Origin of the sequence: Pseudomonas sp. HN2 (genome assembly GCF_020736465.1) — a bacterium.
In the GTDB taxonomy this organism is placed as follows: domain Bacteria; phylum Pseudomonadota; class Gammaproteobacteria; order Pseudomonadales; family Pseudomonadaceae; genus Aquipseudomonas; species Aquipseudomonas moraviensis_A.
On the sequence record NZ_CP085885.1, the window covers coordinates 4,290,707 to 4,309,440 of the forward strand.

Here is an 18,734-nt window from a genome sequence, read left to right on the forward strand (position 1 = left end):
CAGGTTGCAGCGCAGTGACATCAACCACGAGCCAGAACCTTGCGCAGCGCCTCGAGGAAACGGCTGTTTTCCGCTGGCAGACCGATGGTCACCCGCAGGTGGTTCGGCATGCCGTAATTGGCCACCGGACGCACGATCACGCCTTCGCGCAGCAAGCCCTGGAAAACCGGCGCCGCGACCTGGCCGAGATCGACGCAGATGAAGTTGCCTTTGGACTCGATCCAGCCCAGATCCAGCTCACGGAAACCAGCCTGCAACTGCTGCATGCCCGCTTCGTTGAGCTGACGGCTCTGCGCCAGATACTCATCGTCCTTCAATGCTGCACAAGCTGCGGCGAGGGCGAGGCTGTTGACGTTGAACGGCTGGCGAACGCGGTTCAGCACATCTGCCACCACAGGCGTCGACAAGCCATAACCGACGCGCAGCGCTGCCAGGCCATAGGCTTTGGAGAACGTGCGCGACACCAGCAGGTTTGGATAAGCCGCGAGAAAGTCGAGGCCGTCCGGCAAGTCGCTGCCTTCGGCGTATTCGATGTAAGCCTCGTCGAGCACCACCAGCACGTGCTCGGGAACGTCCTGCAGGAACTCGTCCAGCGCTTCTGCGCCGAACCAGGTGCCGGTCGGGTTGTTCGGATTGGCAATGAACACCACACGGGTATTGGCATCGATAGCCGCAAGCATCGCCGGCAGATCATGCCCCCAATCCTTGGCCGGCACGACTTTGGCTTGTGCGCCGACCGCTTGGGTGGCAATCGGATATACGGCGAAAGCGTGCTCGCTGAACACCGCATTCAAGCCCGGTGCCAGATAGGCACGGGCAACCAGCTCAAGAATGTCATTGGAGCCATTGCCCAGGGTGACCTGATTCAGCTCGACGCGGCACTGCTCGGCGAGCAGCGATTTCAGGGCGAAACCATTGCCGTCCGGGTAGCGGGTCAGCTCGGCCAGCTCTTCGCGAATCGCCGCCAAGGCTTTCGGGCTGGCGCCCAGCGGGTTTTCATTGCTCGCCAGTTTGACGATTTTTGCCGGATCCAGATCCAGCTCGCGCGCCAGTTCGTCCACAGGCTTGCCCGGAACGTACGGCGAAAGTTGTTGCACGCCCGGCTGTGCCAGAGCGAGGAAGTTGCCACTCATTTGCTACCACCCCTTAGAGAACTGCTTTCGGGTAGGAACCCAGCACTTTGAGTGCTACTGCTTCCTGACTGATCTTTTCCAGCACACCTTTGATCAACGGATCACGGTGGTGGCCGACGAAGTCGATGAAGAACACGTAGGTCCATTTGCCGCTGCGCGACGGACGTGTTTCGATGCGGGTCAGGTCGATGCCATTGTCATGGAACGGCACCAGCAGCTCATGGAGCGCGCCGGGCTTGTTGCTCATCGACACAATGATCGAGGTCTTGTCGTCGCCGGTCGGCGGCACTTCCTGATTACCGATCATCAAAAAGCGCGTGGAGTTGTCCGGACGGTCTTCGATCTTCTCGGCCAGGCGCGTCAGGCCGTACAGCCCCGCCGCCATGTCGCCGGCGATCGCCGCGGAATTCCACTCACCCTTGACCCGCTTGGCCGCTTCGGCGTTGCTCGACACCGCGACGCGCTCGACATTCGGGTAATGCGCGTCCAGCCACTTGCGGCACTGGGCCAGCGACTGCGCATGGGAATAGATGCGGCTGATGCTGTCGGTCTTGGTGTTTTCGCCGACCAGCAGATGATGGTGGATGCGCAGCTCGACTTCGCCGCAGATCACCATGTCGTGCTCGAGGAAGCTGTCCAGCGTGTGGTTGACCGCGCCTTCAGTGGAGTTTTCCACCGGCACCACGCCGAAATTCACCGCACCGGCGGCGACTTCACGGAACACTTCGTCGATCGCCGCCATTGGCTTGCTGATCACTGCGTGACCGAAGTGCTTCATCGCCGCCGCTTGGGTGAAAGTGCCCTCAGGACCCAGATACGCCACTTTCAACGGCTGCTCCAGCGCCAGGCACGAGGACATGATTTCGCGGAACAGCCGCGCCATCTCTTCGTTGCCCAGCGGCCCCTGATTGCGCTCCATCACGCGCTTGAGCACCTGAGCTTCGCGCTCGGGACGATAGAACACCGGCACTTCGCCTTCGGCCAGCGAGGCCATCTTCACGCGGGCGACTTCCTGGGCGCAACGCGCACGCTCACTGATCAGCTCGAGGACTTTGGTGTCCAGAGCGTCGATGCGAACGCGCAGTGCCTTGAGTTCTTGCTCGGACATCAGCCGTGTTCCTTCTCGAATTCCGCCATGTAGGCCACCAGCGCGTTGACCGCAGTGATGTCGACAGCGTTGTAGATGGAGGCGCGCATGCCGCCCACCGAGCGGTGGCCCTTGAGGTTGAGCAGACCGCGCTCGTCGGCACCGGCGAGGAACGGCTTGTCCAGACGATCGTCAGCCAAACGGAACGGCACGTTCATCCACGAGCGATCCGACTTGTTGATCGGGTTGCTGTAGAGGCCGCTGGCATCGATGAAGTCGTACAGGGTGCGCTGCTTGACGTCATTGAGCCTGGCGATCGCTTCGACGCCGCCCTGCTCTTTCAGCCACTGGAACACCAGACCGGACAGGTACCAGGCCAGGGTCGGCGGGGTGTTGTACATCGAGCCGTTGTCGGCCGCGACCTTGTAGTCGAGCATGGTCGGGCACAGCGAGCGGGCCTTGCCGAGCAGGTCTTCGCGGATGATGTTGACGAGGATGCCGCTCGGGCCGATGTTCTTCTGTGCGCCGGCGTAGATCATGCCGAAACGCGAGATGTCGACCGGACGCGAGAGAATGTCCGAGGACATGTCGGCCACCAGCGGCACGTCACCGGTTTGCGGGATCCACTGGAATTCCAGACCACCGATGGTTTCGTTCGGCGCGTAGTGAACGTACGCGGCGTCTTTCGACAGATTCCACTCGTTCTGGCCGGGAATGGCGAAATAGTCGTAAGGCTTGGCGGTGGCGGCAACGTTGACGTGACCGTAGCGCGAGGCTTCTTCGATGGCTTTCTGCGACCAGATACCGGTGTCGATGTAGTCGGCCGAACCACCTTCGGGCAGCAGGTTCAGCGGGATCTGTGCGAACTGCTGGCTGGCGCCGCCCTGCAGGAACAGCACTTTGTAGTTCGACGGGATATTCAGCAGGTCACGCAGATCCTGCTCGGCCTGGGTGGCAATGGACACGAACTCATCGCTGCGATGGCTCATTTCCATGACCGACAGACCCTTGCCGTGCCAATCAAGGAGTTCACCCTGGGCGCGCTGCAGGACAGCTTCAGGCAGCGCCGCAGGACCGGCGCAGAAGTTATAGGCTCGCTTGCTCACATCCAATCTCGCTCTGATTTGATATCACGCATTAAATCGTATCGACCGTCGACACTGGAACGGCGATAAACCGCTTTCCAGTGTAGGAGTGAGCCTGCTCGCGATAGCGGTGTGTCAGATAAACATTCGCTGACTGAAACACCGCTATCGCGAGCAGGCTCACTCCTACAGGGGATCTCCTTGCCTGACGATATTTCATACCGGACAAATAACAAGGGGGCGAATTCTCATCCGCCCCCTCGTTTTTCCGCTTATTCCTGCGGTTCTTCGTCAGCTGCGGCGTCCAGTTGCTGGTCTTCACCTGCCTCGTCGATGCCGACGCTGCCTGCGAATTCCTCGCCCTCTTCACCTTCGAGCTCTTCGCCTTCGACTTCCGAAGGCTCCTGGACCCGCTCCAGCCCGACCAGGGTTTCATCCTTGGCCAGCTTGATCAGCGTCACGCCCTGAGTGTTACGGCCCAGGCTCGACACTTCGCCGACACGGGTACGCACCAGAGTGCCCTGATCGGAGATCAGCATGATTTCTTCACCGTCGAGCACCTGCACCGCGCCGACCAGACGGCCGTTACGCTCGTTGCTGACCATGGCGATCACGCCCTGGCCGCCACGCTTGTATTCAGGGAACTCGGTGATCGCGGTGCGCTTGCCATAACCACGCTCGGAAGCGGTGAGGATCTGGCTGCCTTCTTCCGGGATCAGCATGGAAATCAGCTTCTGCCCTTCCGGCAGACGCATGCCGCGCACGCCGCGCGCGGTACGGCCCATGGCACGTACATCGGACTCTTTGAAGCGGGTGACCTTGCCGCCGTCGGAGAACAGCATCACTTCGCGCTCGCCATCGGTAATGGCCGCAGAGATCAGCACGTCGCCTTCGTCCAGCTCCAGCGCGATCAGACCGACGCTGCGCTGACGGCTGAAGGATTCCAGCGGGGTCTTCTTCACGGTGCCGTTGGCGGTGGCCATGAAGATGTAGTGACCTTCGGTATATTCCTCGACCGGCAGCATGGTGGTGATGTATTCACCGTCATCCAGCGGCAGCAGGTTGACCAGCGGACGACCACGGGCCGCGCGGGATGCTTCCGGAATTTCGTAGGTCTTGAGCCAGTACACCTTGCCCTTGCTGGAGAACAGCAGCAGCGTGGTGTGGCTGTTGGCGACCAGCAGGTGAGCGATGTAGTCCTCGTCCTTGACGCCGGTGGCCGACTTGCCTTTGCCGCCACGACGCTGAGCCTGGTACGCAGCCAGCGGCTGGGTCTTGGCGTAGCCACCGTGGGAAATGGTCACGACGCGCTCTTCTTCCGGGATCATGTCGCCCAGGGTCAGGTCAAGACGGGCATCGAGAATTTCGGTACGGCGCACGTCGCCGTATTCGGCGCGGATCACTTCCAGCTCTTCGCGGATCACTTCCATCAGGCGCACAGCGCTGTTGAGGATGCGGATCAGCTCGCCGATCTGGTTGAGGATCTCCTGGTACTCGGCCAGCAGCTTCTCGTGCTCCAGACCGGTCAGGCGGTGCAGGCGCAGTTCGAGAATGGCTTGAGCCTGTTCTGGCGAAAGGAAGTACTTGCCTTCGCGCAGACCGTATTGCGGATCGAGGTTTTCCGGACGGCACGAATCGGCACCGGCACGTTCAACCATCGCCACCACCGCCGAGGATTCCCAAGGCGTGCTGATCAGCGCTTCCTTGGCTTCCGACGGCGTTGGCGAGGCCTTGATCAGGGCGATCACCGGGTCGATGTTCGACAGGGCAACGGCCTGGCCTTCGAGAATGTGCCCGCGCTCGCGCGCCTTGCGCAGTTCGAACACGGTGCGGCGGGTGACCACTTCGCGACGGTGACGGACGAAGGCTTCCAGCAAATCCTTGAGATTGAGGATGCGCGGACGGCCGTCGATCAGCGCGACGATGTTGATACCGAACACCGATTGCAGCTGGGTCTGGGCGTAGAGGTTGTTGAGGATCACCTCAGGCACTTCGCCGCGACGCAGTTCGATCACGACGCGCATACCGTCCTTGTCGGACTCGTCACGCAGCTCGGTGATACCTTCGAGCTTCTTCTCCTTGACCAGTTCGGCGATTTTCTCGATCAGACGCGCCTTGTTCAACTGGTAAGGCAGTTCGGTGATGACGATCTGCTGACGGCCACCGACCTTGTCGATGTCTTCGATGATCGAGCGGGCACGCATGTAAATGCGCCCGCGACCGGTGCGATAGGCTTCGATGATGCCGGCGCGACCGTTGATGATCGCGGCAGTCGGGAAGTCCGGACCGGGGATATATTGCATCAGCTCATCGACGGTCAGCTCGGGATTGTCGATGAGGGCCAGGCAACCGTCGATGACTTCACCGAGGTTGTGCGGCGGAATGTTGGTCGCCATGCCCACGGCGATACCGCTGGAACCGTTGACCAGGAGGTTCGGTACGCGGGTCGGCATGACCGCCGGGATCAGTTCGGTGCCGTCGTAGTTCGGCACCCAGTCCACGGTTTCCTTGTGCAGGTCAGCCAGCAGCTCGTGCGCCAGCTTGGTCATGCGCACTTCGGTGTATCGCATGGCCGCGGCGTTGTCGCCGTCGACCGAACCGAAGTTGCCCTGGCCGTCGACCAGCAGGTAGCGCAGGGAGAAAGGCTGGGCCATACGAACGATGGTGTCGTACACGGCAGTGTCGCCGTGCGGGTGATACTTACCGATCACGTCGCCGACGACACGGGCAGATTTCTTGTACGGCTTGTTGTAGTCGTTGCCCAGCTCGCTCATCGCGAACAGTACGCGACGGTGCACGGGCTTGAGGCCATCGCGCGCATCCGGCAGTGCACGGCCGACGATCACGCTCATTGCGTAGTCGAGGTAGGACTGTTTCAGCTCGTCTTCGATATTGACCGGGAGGATTTCTTTGGCCAGTTCGCCCATGAGAAGCCTGATTCCTTTTTCTGGTGAAACTTCGTCATATCCATGTGGGAGCAACGAAGCTTGTCGGGGCCGGCCGAGTGCCATGCGCCGACTTACGACAAATCAACATTGGATCGCGGATTTGCGCAGTAAAGACAGCTCCGTGGAGCCGCCTCGGAAAACGCCGGATGTTATCACAAAGGCCGCCACGCACCTATCCCCCAGATGCGCATGGAGCATAGTTAGTTGACCGATGACAGGCTTGAGGGGGACGAGAGAGGCTCAGAGCTTCGTTGAATGTGAAATCTCGGCCTGAATTGGAGTTGTTTATTGACTTTACCGGCCTCTTCGCGAGCAGGCTCGCTCCCACAATGGTCTGTGGCGATCACGAAACCTGTGGGAGCGAGCCTGCTCGCGAAGGGCTCAATGCAACACCAGAGCCTGTCAATGCAGGCGCTTGCGGCACATCAGCTGGGCCATTTTCGCGGTGTCCGGCCGCTCGACGATGCCTTTTTCGGTGACGATCGCGTCGATCAGATCCGCCGGAGTGACATCGAACACCGGGTTGAACGCTTCAACGTCGGCACCGACGCGTTTGCCGCCAACTTCCAGCAGCTCGGCGCCATCACGCTCTTCGATCGGGATGTCATCGCCGCTGGCCAGATTCATGTCGATGGTCGAACTCGGCGCCACCACCATGAAGCGCACGCCATGATGCATGGCGTTCACCGCCAGTTGATAAGTCCCGATCTTGTTCGCCACGTCGCCATTGGCAGTGATGCGATCAGCGCCGACGATCACCCAGGTCACGCCTTTGGTTTTCATGATGTGCGCGGCGGCGGAGTCGGCGTTCAGGGTCACCGGAATGCCTTCGTTGGCCAGCTCCCACGCGGTCAGCCGCGAGCCCTGCAGCCACGGTCGGGTTTCGTCGGCGTAGACGCGCTCGACCATGCCTTCTATATAAGCGGCGCGGATCACACCCAGCGCAGTACCGAACCCGCCGGTCGCCAGCGCGCCAGTGTTGCAGTGAGTCAGAATGGCCTGAGCGTTGCCCTGATGCTTGCGAATCAGATCGACGCCGAGTTGCGCCATGGTCAGGTTGGCTTCGCGGTCGCTTTGGTGAATGGCGATGGCTTCGGCCTCGAGCGCCGCCAGCGGATCGGCGTTGCTTTTCAGGCGATCAAGGCGATCATGCATGCGGCCCAGCGCCCAGAACAGATTGACCGCGGTCGGCCGCGAATCCGCCAACAGGGCAAAATCCTCTTCCAGCGCCGCGTACCAGTCGCCACCCTCGGCAATCCGCGCCCGCGCCGCGAGGACGATGCCATAAGCCGCGCTGATGCCGATGGCCGGCGCGCCACGCACGACCATCGAGCGAATCGCCTCGGCCACGCCGGCGGCGCTGGTGTAAGCGATCCAGGTTTCCTCGAACGGCAAAATACGCTGATCCAGCAGGTGCAGCGCGCCATCACGCCAATCGATGGCCTTCACTTTCTCCGCAGCCAACAGTCGATCGCGCATCCCACACCCCGCACTCATGAACAAAAGCCGCCGATTATAGCGATCCCCCCGCGAAGACGCTCGGGTATACTTCGCCATCCTTTACAAAAGCACTGGAACCGACCCTCGATGCCGAAACCTGCCATTGCGCTCGACCTGTTATTGCTGCCGACCTGGCTGGTTCCCGTCGAACCTGCAGGCGTGGTGCTCAAGGAGCACGGCCTGGGCATCCGTGATGGTCGCATCGTATTTATCGGCCCGCGGGCTGAAGCATTGAAGTGTAACGCCACGCAGATCCGTGAACTGCCGGATATCTTGCTGGCGCCGGGGCTGATCAACGCCCACGGCCATGCGGCGATGACACTGTTCCGGGGCCTGGCCGACGATCTGCCGCTGATGACCTGGCTGGAAAATCACATCTGGCCGGCCGAAGGCAAATGGGTCGATGAAGACTTCGTCCGCGACGGCACCGATCTGGCGATCGCCGAGCAGATCAAGGGCGGCATCAGCTGTTTTTCGGACATGTATTTCTTCCCGAAAGTCGCCAGCGAGCGCGTGCACAACAGCGGCATCCGTGCGCAGATCGCCATTCCGATCCTCGATTTCCCGATCCCCGGTGCCAGCAGCGCCGACGAAGCCATTCGCCAGGGCGTCGAATTGTTCGGCGACCTCAAGCATCACGAACGCATCAAGATCACTTTCGGCCCTCATGCACCCTACACCGTCGGCGATGAGAACCTCGAGAAAATCAGGGTGATCGCCGAGGAGCTGGACGCCTCGATCCACATGCACGTGCACGAAACCGCATTCGAGGTGCAGCAGGCCGTCGAGCAGACAGGCGAACGGCCACTGGCGCGCCTCGCTCGCCTTGGCCTGCTCGGCCCGCGGTTCCAGGCCGTGCACATGACCCAGATCAGCGATGACGACCTCGCCCTGCTGGTAGAAAGCAACAGCAGCGTGATCCACTGCCCGGAATCCAACCTCAAACTGGCCAGCGGCTTCTGCCCGGTCGAGCGTTTGTGGCAGGCTGGGGTCAATGTGGCTGTCGGCACCGATGGCGCGGCGAGCAACAATGATCTCGACCTGCTCGGGGAAACCCGCACTGCCGCCCTGCTGGCCAAAGCCGTCGCTGGCTCCGCCACCGCGCTGGATGCCCATCGCGCCTTGCGCATGGCCACGCTGAACGGCGCCCGTGCATTGGGCATCGAGACGCAGGTCGGCTCGCTGGAGATCGGCAAAGCCGCGGACATCGTCGCTTTCGATCTGTCCGGTCTGGCGCAGCAACCGGTGTACGACCCGGTGTCGCAGCTGATCTATGCCACCGGGCGCGATTGCGTGAAACACCTGTGGGTCGCCGGCAAACAACTGCTCGACGATCGGCGCCTGACCCGCATGGACGAACAACAGCTGGGCGAGACCGCCCGCCACTGGGGCCAGCGCATCAGCGGCCATACCGAATCGTAAACACCGCGGCGCAATATCCGCGGCTACAGCCCTTTTTCAGGTTTTTCGAGGAATTGAACATGAGCAACGTCGACCACGCCGAAATCGCCAAATTCGAGGCCCTGGCCCATCGCTGGTGGGACCGCGAAAGCGAATTCAAGCCACTGCACGACATCAACCCGCTGCGGGTCAACTGGATCGACGAACGGGTCAACCTGGCCGGCAAGAAAGTCCTCGACGTCGGCTGCGGCGGCGGCATCCTCAGCGAAGCCATGGCCCAGCGCGGCGCCACGGTGATGGGCATCGACATGGGCGAAGCGCCGCTGGCGGTCGCGCAACTGCATCAGCTGGAATCCGGGGTCAGCGTCGAATACCGGCAGATCACCGCCGAAGCCCTCGCCGACGAAATGCCCGAGCAGTTCGACGTGGTCACCTGCCTGGAAATGCTCGAGCACGTGCCGGATCCGTCCTCGGTGATCCGCGCCTGTTTCCGCATGGTCAAGCCGGGCGGCCAGGTGTTCTTCTCGACCATCAACCGCAACCCGAAGGCGTATCTGTTCGCGATCATCGGCGCCGAATACATCATGAAGCTGCTGCCGCGCGGCACCCATGATTTCAAGAAATTCATTCGCCCGTCCGAGCTCGGCGCGTGGAGCCGCATGGCCGGCCTGACCGTCAAGGACATCATCGGTCTGACCTACAACCCGCTGACCAAGCACTACAAGCTGGCCAACGACGTTGACGTCAACTACATGATCCAGACCCTGCGCGAGGAATAAGCCGATGGCCATCAGAGCGGTACTTTTCGACATGGACGGCACCCTGCTCGACACCGCGCCGGACTTCATTGCCATCTGCCAGGCAATGCGCGCCGATCGCGGTTTGCCGCCGATCAACGACAAGCACATTCGTGATGAAATCTCCGGCGGCGCCAAGGCGATGGTCGCGGTGACGTTCTCGATGGATCCGGAATCGCCAGGCTTCGAGGAGCTGCGCCTGGAGTTTCTCGAGCGCTATCTGGTCGGCTGCGCAGTGCACAGCAGACTGTTCGACGGCATGAGCGAACTGCTCGCCGACATCGAAAAGGCCAATCTGATCTGGGGTGTGGTCACCAACAAACCGGTGCGCTTCGCCGAGCCGATCATGCAACGTCTTGGGCTGGCCGAGCGTTCGGCGCTGCTGATCTGCCCGGACCATGTGAAGAACAGCAAGCCGGACCCGGAGCCGTTGATCCTCGCCTGCAAGATGCTTGATCTGGATCCGTCGACCGTGCTGTTTATCGGCGATGATCTGCGCGATATCGAATCGGGCCGCGACGCCGGCACCAAGACCGCTGCGGTGACCTACGGCTATATTCACCCTGACGACAACCCGCGGCATTGGGGCGCGGACGTGGTCGTGGATCACCCGCTGGAGTTGCGCAAGGTGCTCGATAGCGCGCTTTGCAGCTGCTGACCAAAATCAAAAGATCGCAGCCTTCGGCAGCTCCTCCAGGAGAATGCATACCCATGCAGGAACTGCCGAAGGCTCGGGCCGCGTTCGGACGATCTTTTAAGGACTATGAGGTTTTTATGTTTGATTACACCGCTCGCCCCGAATTGCTCAAGGACCGGGTGATTCTCGTCACGGGTGCCGGTCGTGGCATCGGCGCGGCTGCGGCGAAGACTTATGCCGCATACGGCGCCACCGTGCTGCTGCTTGGCAAGACAGAGGCCAATCTGACCGAGGTCTACGACGAGATCGAAGCGGCCGGTCATCCGCAGCCGGCGGTGATCCCGTTCAACCTTGAGACTGCCCTGCCCCATCAGTACGATGAACTGGCAGCGATGATCGAAACCGAGTTCGGCCACCTCGACGGGCTGCTGCACAACGCCTCGATCATCGGCCCACGCACGCCGATCGAGCAACTGTCCGGCGAAAACTTCATGCGCGTCATGCAGGTCAACGTCAACGCGATGTTCATGCTGACCAGCACCCTGCTGCCGCTGCTCAAGCTGTCGCAGGATGCTTCGGTGGTGTTCACCTCCAGCAGCGTCGGGCGCAAGGGCCGTGCGTATTGGGGCGCCTACGGTGTGTCGAAATTCGCCACCGAAGGCCTGATGCAAACCCTGGCCGACGAAGTCGAAGGCGTGGCGCCGGTGCGCTCCAACAGCATCAACCCCGGCGGCACCCGCACCAGCATGCGTGCGCAGGCGTACCCGGCGGAAAATCCGCTGAACAACCCGACGCCGGAAGAGATCATGCCGGTGTATCTGTACCTGATGGGTCCCGACAGCACAGGCGTCAATGGCCAGGCTTTCAACGCTCAATAACGCCATACGTCGCATTTGTTGCCGCGGCAGAATGCTGTCGCGGCAAATCATTGCCGCTCAGAAGCGTCACAAAGCCGCCAATTACCCAGCGCGGGACGCTGGCACCTTTCAGCAAGTCATTGATTGGAAAAGCTTTAAATAAAATCGAACCGAATGGCACGGGTTTCGCTCTAAATTCCCTCAAAACATGCCGTGTGATGGCCATGGGGCAACGCCGATTTCGATAGCTGACTGATCGTCCTGCGGCAGACTAAACTTACGCCAAACGTCCTACGGGACTGATGGATCAGTACGACGCGCAGCCCATAGCCGCTCTCACCCAGCCTGTAAGACAGACTTACTGCTTAGGGGCTCACGCCATATGAAATCTCCTTCCCAGACCCATGCAATTGACTTTGACAGTGCCAAATTGCAGCGCCTGGGCTTCGGTCAACTACCGGCGCTGATCGAGCGCCCGACCAGCCTGGCGCAATTGCGTCAGCAAATGAGCCTGCAACTGCAAACCAGCCTTGAGCCACAGCGCATCCTTGGCCTCTTTTTCCGCGAAATCCAGCGTCTGGTGCCGTTGGACGCGCTGAGCTACGTGCATAAGGCCAGTGATCTGCGCCTGGAGTTCGGCGCGCGCGGCCACCATTCGGTCAGCTACACCCTGAGCCACGAAGGCGAGCACATGGGCGAGCTGGTCTTCCGCCGCAATCAGCGTTTCAACGACAAGGAACAGGGCGACCTCGAGTCGCTGCTGTCCTGTCTGTTGTACCCGATGCGCAACGCCCTGCTCTATCGCGCCGCCACTCAAAGTGCCTTGCGCGACCCGTTGACCGGCGCCGGCAATCGCGTGGCGATGGAGCAGACCTTACAGCGCGAGATCGACATGTCGCGCCGCCATGTGCAGCCGCTGTCGGTGCTGATGCTCGACATCGACCACTTCAAACGGGTCAACGACGAACACGGCCACGGCGCCGGGGATGACGTGCTCAAGGCTATCGCAGCGTCGATCAAGGCGCAGCTGCGCAACGTCGACATGGTGTTCCGTTATGGCGGCGAGGAGTTTCTGATCCTGCTGTCCAACACCGGCCGTGAAGCGGCGGCGATGGTCGGCGAGCGTTTGCGCCAGGCGACGCAGTCGGAGGAATATTTCGCCGATGGCCAGTTGATCGAGATCACCGTGAGCCTGGGATGCTCGACGTTGTTGCCGGGCGAATCGGCGGACAGCTTGCTGCGCCGCGCGGACAGTGCGCTCTATGTCGCAAAGCGCGAGGGGCGTAACCGGCTGGCGATGGCCGGCTAGAAATCATTGTGGGAGCGAGCCTGCTCGCGAAGAGGGAGTGTCAGACAACGATTCGTTGAGTGACCCACCGCTTTCGCGAGCAGGCTCGCTCCCACAGTTCTATCAGCTCTCGGTGACGGTCCTGCGCTCGCGGTTGACCAGCAACCGCTCCGACGTTTCAAGCTGCATGCACCGTTCGAGGAACAGATACATGTAGTCGTAGCTCTTGCAGATCGCCTGCCGCAGCTCGGCCTGCAAAGCCTTGGTCGGGTTCAGGCCGGCCAGGGTGCAGATGATTTCCAGCGCTTCCCACGGGTGGGCATCATCGTACTGGGCGTGCATCTTCAACCACTTCATCGCGCGCTTGCGGTCCTCTTCCGGGAACGCCGCCGCATAGACCCCGGTCGAGCAGACCACCGCTGACCACTCCCCGGTCGCGCCCTCGATCGCATAGTTGGTCGCGGCGATCGCGACGATCAGCGAATCCGCCGAGCTGGTGTGCCAGCACCAGTGACTCAGGGCGTGCAGCTCCGGTGGCACTTGCTGAGCCTGGAGATCTTCGAGGCTGACGCCATGGGCGCGGCTCCAGTGCATCCAGTAGTCGGCGTGATTGAGTTCGACGCGGATGTTGCGCATCAGCCAGCGCCGCGCCATGTCCTCGCCGGGATGGCGGGCGAAGCGGGTCTTGGTGAGGTTCTGCGCCATGTACAAGGCAAACTGCTCGACCACCGGCCAGCCGCCGATCAGGTACTGGCGCATGGTTTTCGCGCTGAGTTTGTTGTCACGCATGCGCTGATAAAGTTCATGTTCGACAACCCGGCGCTTGCTCTCGCTGCAATCCTTGATGAGCTGTTGTGCCCAGGCAGGATAACTTGCAGCTTCCATGAGGGGTCCGGTTCGGTTGAATGTGTCGATCACTGTTCGGCTCCTTTTGAGTTGTGATGGCAAGGATCGGCGAGAGACTTCAACGGAACGTGCCAGGCGCTTTGAACAACAACGGCTGCGGTCTGGCAGGGCGACTTTGCAAACTGTCACAGGTAAACAACTGCGGACGCTCTATGACATAACCCTGAGCGTAATCCACACCTATTTCAAGCAATGCCTGTTCGATCTGGTTAGTTTCAACAAACTCGGCAATTGTCTGCTTACCCATAACATGGCCAATGTGATTGATCACCTCGACCATTGCCCGATTAATCGGGTCGTCCAGCATGTCCTTTACGAAACTCCCGTCGATCTTCAGGAAGTCTACAGGCAAATGTTTCAAGTAAGCGAATGAAGACATTCCGGCACAAAAGTCATCCAGGGAAAAGTGACAACCTAAGCCTTTGAGTTCATTGATAAAACGAATTGCGCTGCCAAGATTGGCGATTGCACTGGTTTCAGTAATTTCAAAACAAATCATTTCAGGCGGTATAGCGTAGTTAACAAACTGTTCGCGCAGGAAGTGCAAAAACGCGTCATCTCCGATAGTAATGCCTGACAGATTAATCGCACACATCGCTAACGGAAGTTCATGTTCCTGCTCAATACACTGAGCAATTACCTTAAACACGTTTTGAACTACCCAGCGATCTAACTGGGTCATCAAACCATAGCGCTCTGCCGCCGGAATAAAGCTGTCAGGCAAAATCATCCGCCCCGACTCATCGTGCAGACGCAGGAGGATCTCGATGTGCCCGGCCTGACCGGGTTGCGGCTTGAGCGGCGCGATCTGTTGCGCATACAGGCAGAAGCGGTTTTCCTCCAGCGCCATGTGCAGCCGTTGCACCCAGGCCATTTCACCGAAGCGCATGGACAGTTCGGAATCGTCGGCGTGATAGACCTGCACGCGGTTGCGGCCCTTTTCCTTGGCCATGTAGCAGGCCATGTCTGCCGCCCGCAGCGAGGCCTCAAGGGTGGTCGGATTCTGCGCCACGTGGACCAGGCCGATACTGACCGTGGTCAGAAACGGCCGCCCTTTCCAGACAAAATGCAGGTTCTGCACGGTCTGGCGCAGGCTCTCGGCAATCTTCTCCGCCACCTCCGGCGGGCAGTTCTCCAGCAGGATGCCGAATTCGTCGCCGCCCAACCGCGCCAGCGTGTCGCCCTCGCGCAGGCCCGATTGCAGCAGCGTGCAGATATGCCGCAACAACTCATCGCCTGCCGCATGGCCGCAGGTGTCGTTGACCAGTTTGAACTGGTCCAGGTCGAGGAACATCAGCGCATGCCGCCCGGGCTGGCGTGTCAGGTTGTGCAAGGCCTGTTCGAGGCGATATTCGAATTCGCGGCGGTTGGCCAGCCCGGTCAGCGCATCATGGGTCGCCTGCCAGGACAGATTGGCGATGTACTGCCGCTCCTGGGTCATGTCGTGCAACACCAGCACGGTGCCGCTGACATTGCCGGCATTGCGGATCGGCGCACCGACCAGGGTCACCGACAACGTGCTGCCATCCAGACGCTGAATCAATTTGGAATGCTCGCTGCCGCCGCTGAGCTGACCGCTGAGAATGTGCTCGATCAAGGTCAGCCCTTCGGTCTGGGCATTCTCGTCGAGCAGGTTGAACAGCGCCGACAGCGGCAGGCCCGCCGCCTGCTCGGCCTTCCAGTGGGTCATGGCTTCGGCGGCCGGGTTCATGTAATCGATCGCGCCGTTGACGTCGGTGGTGATCACGCCATCGCCAATCGACTGCAAGGTGATATGCGCGCGATCCTTCTCCAGTTGCAGTGCCTGGGCAAACTCATGTCGTTGTTTGAGCAGTTTGTGCGTGCGCCACAGCGCCAGCACGATCAGACCCAGCGCGGTGGCCAGGTTGGTGAACAGCAAAATCCGCATGATCACCCGCGACCCTTCGCCCAAGGCATCGCTGAAAGCCCTGGCTGCCGGGGTCACGGCATCGTTGATGGCGAAGATCTGCACTTTCCAGCGCTGCACATCGCCGGGGCTGGCCTGGTTCCGGGCAATGCCCTGATGCATCTCCTGCGCGACGTCGTGCAATCGGTCCAGATAGGCGTCGCCGATCGTCCAGCGATCGATGGCGGTTTCGAGATAACTGAAGTGACGAAAATTGAGGTACAGCCAGATCAGGCTGGAGACGTCGTCGGGGTGATTACCGCCCTTGAGTATGCCTTCGCGCGCGGCCTGCAGATCCGGCGGCTGACGATCCAGCGCCAGGCGCAATTCGTGCCCGCCCTGGGGCACAGCGATGGCCGTCAGGTACTTGCGGTAGATCGCCTCGTCACGGCTGTCGGCGTAGAGGTTCAAATAATAGATGGCGTCTTTCTGGCCCTTGGACCACAGGCTTTCTCCAGCCACGTAGCCACGCACGGCCGAAAGCACGTAAAGGCTCACGCCCCCGAGTAATGCCTGGAACACCACGACAGCAATAAAGGGCCAGACGATACCCAACAACCGTGGTGTTCCCAGAGTCTGCTTTTGCTTCATGAGAGTCCTTGCATGAGCACTGCCCGCTCGCCTTCCGGGCGAATTCGCTATGACGAGACTAGGTGGGGTTCTCGTTCAAGGCAAGGCGCGGCCTTACACCGCGCGCAGAACGTCTGACAGGTCGGCGAAGGTTTCGATCAGTGCTGTTGCAAGTTGCCGTAGAGCTTGGCGTACAGACCGCCGTCGGCGATCAGTTGGCGATGGTCGCCGTCCTCGGCGATCTGCCCGCCGTCGAACACCAGCACCCGGTCCGCCTGCTTAACCGCCGAAAGGCGATGGGCAATGATCAATGTGGTGCGACCGTTGAGAAATTTCGCCATCGCCTGATGCAGGTTGTACTCGGTGGCGGCGTCGAGGGCCGAGGTGGCTTCGTCGAGAATGACCACTTTCGGCTCGGCGAGGATCATCCGTGCGATCGCCAGACGTTGGCGCTGGCCGCCGGACAAACGCACGCCGGAACGACCGACGATGCTGTCGAGGCCATCTGGCAGCGCGCGGATGGTCGAGGCCATTTGCGCAATTTCCAGAGCCTGCCAGCAGGCTTCGTCGCTGCGAATCCGGCCCATGGTCAGGTTGGCGCGCACGCTGTCGTTGAACAGTGCCGGATGCTGCAGCACCACCGCGACGTTCTCGCGCACCGTCTCCAGACCGATTTCCTGCTGGGTCGACCCGCCAAAGCGAATGGTCCCGGCCGCTGGCGTGTACAGGCCCAACAGCAGCTGCACCAAGGTACTCTTGCCGCCGCCGCTGGCGCCGACAATCGCAACTTTCTCGCCGGGCAGGATCGACAGGTTCATCTGATCCAGCACCAGCTCGTCGCCATAACCGAAGCTCAGGCCTTGCACCTCGATGCCGACGGTGTCGCGGCCCTTGAACGGATCGACGCCGCCGGGATACTGCGGCTCGTCGGCGCGCGCCAGCAGTTCATTGATCCGCGCCAGTGCGCCGCCCGCCGCGTAGTAGGCGTATTGCAGGTTAAGCAACTGTTCGACCGGGCCGATCATGAACCACAGGTAACTGAACACCGCGAGCATCTGGCCGATCGACAGGTCGGAAAACAGCACGGTGAGCATCGCTGCTGCGCGGAAGATGTCGATGCCGAACTGGAACAGCAAACCACTGGCGCGATTCGAGGCGTCGGTTTTCCACTGCGAGTTGACCGCGTAGTTGCGCACTTCCTGCGCTCGTAACCCGAGACGCCCGAGGAAATAGCCCTGGCGGTTGCCGGCGCGCACTTCCTGAATCGCATCGAGGGTTTCACTCAGCGCCTGGGTGAAGCGCGAAGTGCTGTCGTTCTCCAGTTTCTTCAGATGTTTGACGCGCTTGCCCAACTGCACCGTGGCGTAGATCACCAACGGGTTGAACAGCAGAATCAGCAGCGCCAGCTTCCAGTGCATCCACATCAGGATGCTGGCGGTGCCGACCAGGGTCAGCATGGCCACAAGGAAGCGGCTAAGGGTTTCGCCGACGAATTTATCCAGCGTGTCCAGATCGGTGACCAGATGCGTCGTCACCGTGCCGCTGCCAAGGCTTTCGTATTCGCCGAGGGAGATACGCTTGAGCCGTTCGATCAGACGCACGCGAATCCGGTAGACGATGTCCTTGGCCAGCCGCGCGAACAGCCGCGACTGCAAAACACCAAAACACAGGGCGCTGCAACGCAGAGTCAGGGTCACCACCAGCATCAGGCCGATATAACCCGCCGCCTGCTGCCACATGCTCGGCAGGAAATGGTTCATGACTTTCAGTGCCGCATCGCCGTGGCCGAGCAGGACTTCGTCGACCAGCAATGGCAGCAGCAACGGAATCGGCACACTGCACAACGTCGCCAGCACAGCGACGCCGTTGGCGATCCACAGGGATTTCTTGTGATGCAGTGCCAGACGCCGGACTTCGGCCCAGCTCAGCCGGTCGACACGCTCTACGGCTGGCGTGTCATCGGCCCGGTCAGACACAGGCCGCGCGCTCCAGCCAGCGGCCGAGCAATGGCGACAGCTCGCTGAGTGGTTGATAGCCGTTGGTCAGCAGCGCCAGTTGACCGTTGCGCTCGGCGAGCAGGGTCGGGAATCCGGCGATGCCCAGATCCTGCACCCAGCTGAAATCGGCCTGGGTCGCCTTGTGCTGCTCGGCATGATCGAACAACGCGGCGAATTCGATACGCGGCACACCGGCCTGCTCCGCCAGTTCGACCAGCACGCTGGCCTGGGTGACATCGCGACCTTCGGCATAGAACGCCTGCTGGATCAGCCCGACCAACGTCCACGCGCAATCCGGCGCCAGACTGCGCGCGGTGACGATGGCGCGACAGGCCGGTTCGGTGTCGTAGACAAAACCGTCAGGCAACGCGCCGTCGAATTTGAACGGCTGGCCGGTGGCCTCGGTGACCGCTTGCCAGTGCTCAAGAATGTAGCGTCGCGTGGTCGGCTCCAGCGCCGAACCGCTGCCGGTACGCAACCCGCCAACCACCAGATGCAGCTCGACCCCGGCTGCCTGCGCCTGCTCGACCAGTGACTTGGCCACCGGAGCAAATCCCCAGCACCACGAACACATCGGATCCATCACATAGAGCAGGCGCGC

The 18,734-nt window shown here is 61.1% G+C and carries 15 protein-coding genes; 5 read left to right on the forward strand and 10 right to left on the reverse strand.

Annotated features, from left to right (window positions below; all coding sequences use genetic code 11):
- Window positions 1-20 precede the first annotated feature (20 nt).
- The 5 genes from hisC to mtnA form a co-directional block, all read right to left on the reverse strand.
- The gene (hisC, locus tag LIS66_RS18920; RefSeq protein WP_042607939.1) at window positions 21-1,133 is read right to left on the reverse strand and encodes a histidinol-phosphate transaminase; all 1,113 of its coding nucleotides are present in this window, start codon (window positions 1,131-1,133) and stop codon (window positions 21-23) included.
- A gap of 13 nt (window positions 1,134-1,146) precedes the next feature.
- The gene (gene pheA / locus LIS66_RS18925; protein ID WP_016770924.1) at window positions 1,147-2,241 is read right to left on the reverse strand and encodes a prephenate dehydratase; all 1,095 of its coding nucleotides are present in this window, start codon (window positions 2,239-2,241) and stop codon (window positions 1,147-1,149) included.
- Window positions 2,241-3,326: a 3-phosphoserine/phosphohydroxythreonine transaminase gene (gene serC / locus LIS66_RS18930; RefSeq protein WP_064361501.1), complete on the reverse strand. Its 1,086-nt coding sequence runs from the start codon at window positions 3,324-3,326 to the stop codon at window positions 2,241-2,243. Before serC ends, pheA begins: the two co-directional genes overlap by 1 nt.
- 251 nt (window positions 3,327-3,577) lie before the next feature.
- Window positions 3,578-6,232, reverse strand: coding sequence for a DNA gyrase subunit A (gene gyrA, locus LIS66_RS18935; protein WP_065616859.1), 2,655 nt, complete (start codon window positions 6,230-6,232; stop codon window positions 3,578-3,580).
- A 423-nt stretch (window positions 6,233-6,655) separates the two neighbouring features.
- Window positions 6,656-7,732: an S-methyl-5-thioribose-1-phosphate isomerase gene (gene mtnA, locus LIS66_RS18940; RefSeq protein WP_042607942.1), complete on the reverse strand. Its 1,077-nt coding sequence runs from the start codon at window positions 7,730-7,732 to the stop codon at window positions 6,656-6,658.
- Window positions 7,733-7,840: 108 nt separating this feature from the next.
- Here mtnA and LIS66_RS18945 point away from each other — a divergent pair, with 108 nt between their 5' ends.
- The 4 genes from LIS66_RS18945 to LIS66_RS18960 all read left to right on the forward strand — a co-directional run bounded on the left by LIS66_RS18945 (window position 7,841) and on the right by LIS66_RS18960 (window position 11,466).
- The gene (locus LIS66_RS18945; protein WP_042607943.1) at window positions 7,841-9,175 is read left to right on the forward strand and encodes a TRZ/ATZ family hydrolase; all 1,335 of its coding nucleotides are present in this window, start codon (window positions 7,841-7,843) and stop codon (window positions 9,173-9,175) included.
- 59 nt (window positions 9,176-9,234) lie between these two features.
- Complete coding sequence (ubiG, locus tag LIS66_RS18950; RefSeq protein WP_024013875.1) at window positions 9,235-9,933, forward strand: bifunctional 2-polyprenyl-6-hydroxyphenol methylase/3-demethylubiquinol 3-O-methyltransferase UbiG; 699 nt, start codon at window positions 9,235-9,237, stop codon at window positions 9,931-9,933.
- Between the two features lie 4 nt (window positions 9,934-9,937).
- Entirely contained in the window at window positions 9,938-10,609 is a 672-nt protein-coding gene (gene mupP, locus LIS66_RS18955; protein ID WP_042607944.1) for an N-acetylmuramic acid 6-phosphate phosphatase MupP, read from the forward strand.
- Between the two features lie 116 nt (window positions 10,610-10,725).
- Window positions 10,726-11,466 (forward strand): YciK family oxidoreductase, encoded by a 741-nt coding sequence (locus tag LIS66_RS18960; RefSeq protein ID WP_227972808.1) that lies wholly within the window; start codon window positions 10,726-10,728, stop codon window positions 11,464-11,466.
- Here LIS66_RS18960 and LIS66_RS18965 read toward each other — a convergent pair.
- Entirely contained in the window at window positions 11,453-11,671 is a 219-nt protein-coding gene (locus tag LIS66_RS18965) for a hypothetical protein (protein WP_133247399.1), read from the reverse strand. The genes LIS66_RS18960 and LIS66_RS18965 overlap by 14 nt on opposite strands.
- Window positions 11,672-11,827: 156 nt before the next feature.
- On the opposite strand from LIS66_RS18965, the gene LIS66_RS18970 reads away from it, so the two are divergent.
- Entirely contained in the window at window positions 11,828-12,754 is a 927-nt protein-coding gene (locus LIS66_RS18970; protein ID WP_042607945.1) for a GGDEF domain-containing protein, read from the forward strand.
- A gap of 102 nt (window positions 12,755-12,856) precedes the next feature.
- Here LIS66_RS18970 and LIS66_RS18975 read toward each other — a convergent pair whose 3' ends face one another.
- The 4 genes from LIS66_RS18975 to LIS66_RS18990 all read right to left on the reverse strand — a co-directional run bounded on the left by LIS66_RS18975 (window position 12,857) and on the right by LIS66_RS18990 (window position 18,707).
- Window positions 12,857-13,618, reverse strand: a complete 762-nt coding sequence (locus LIS66_RS18975; RefSeq protein ID WP_371919864.1) for a TenA family transcriptional regulator — start codon at window positions 13,616-13,618, stop codon at window positions 12,857-12,859.
- A gap of 79 nt (window positions 13,619-13,697) precedes the next feature.
- Complete coding sequence (locus LIS66_RS18980) at window positions 13,698-16,157, reverse strand: EAL domain-containing protein (RefSeq protein WP_227972809.1); 2,460 nt, start codon at window positions 16,155-16,157, stop codon at window positions 13,698-13,700.
- Between the two features lie 137 nt (window positions 16,158-16,294).
- Entirely contained in the window at window positions 16,295-18,112 is a 1,818-nt protein-coding gene (locus LIS66_RS18985) for an ABC transporter ATP-binding protein (RefSeq protein ID WP_042607948.1), read from the reverse strand.
- A complete protein-coding gene (locus LIS66_RS18990; RefSeq protein ID WP_177434330.1) occupies window positions 18,105-18,707 on the reverse strand; it encodes a DsbA family protein in 603 nt (200 codons plus the stop codon). The genes LIS66_RS18985 and LIS66_RS18990 overlap by 8 nt, the downstream gene beginning before the upstream one ends.
- Window positions 18,708-18,734 lie beyond the last annotated feature (27 nt).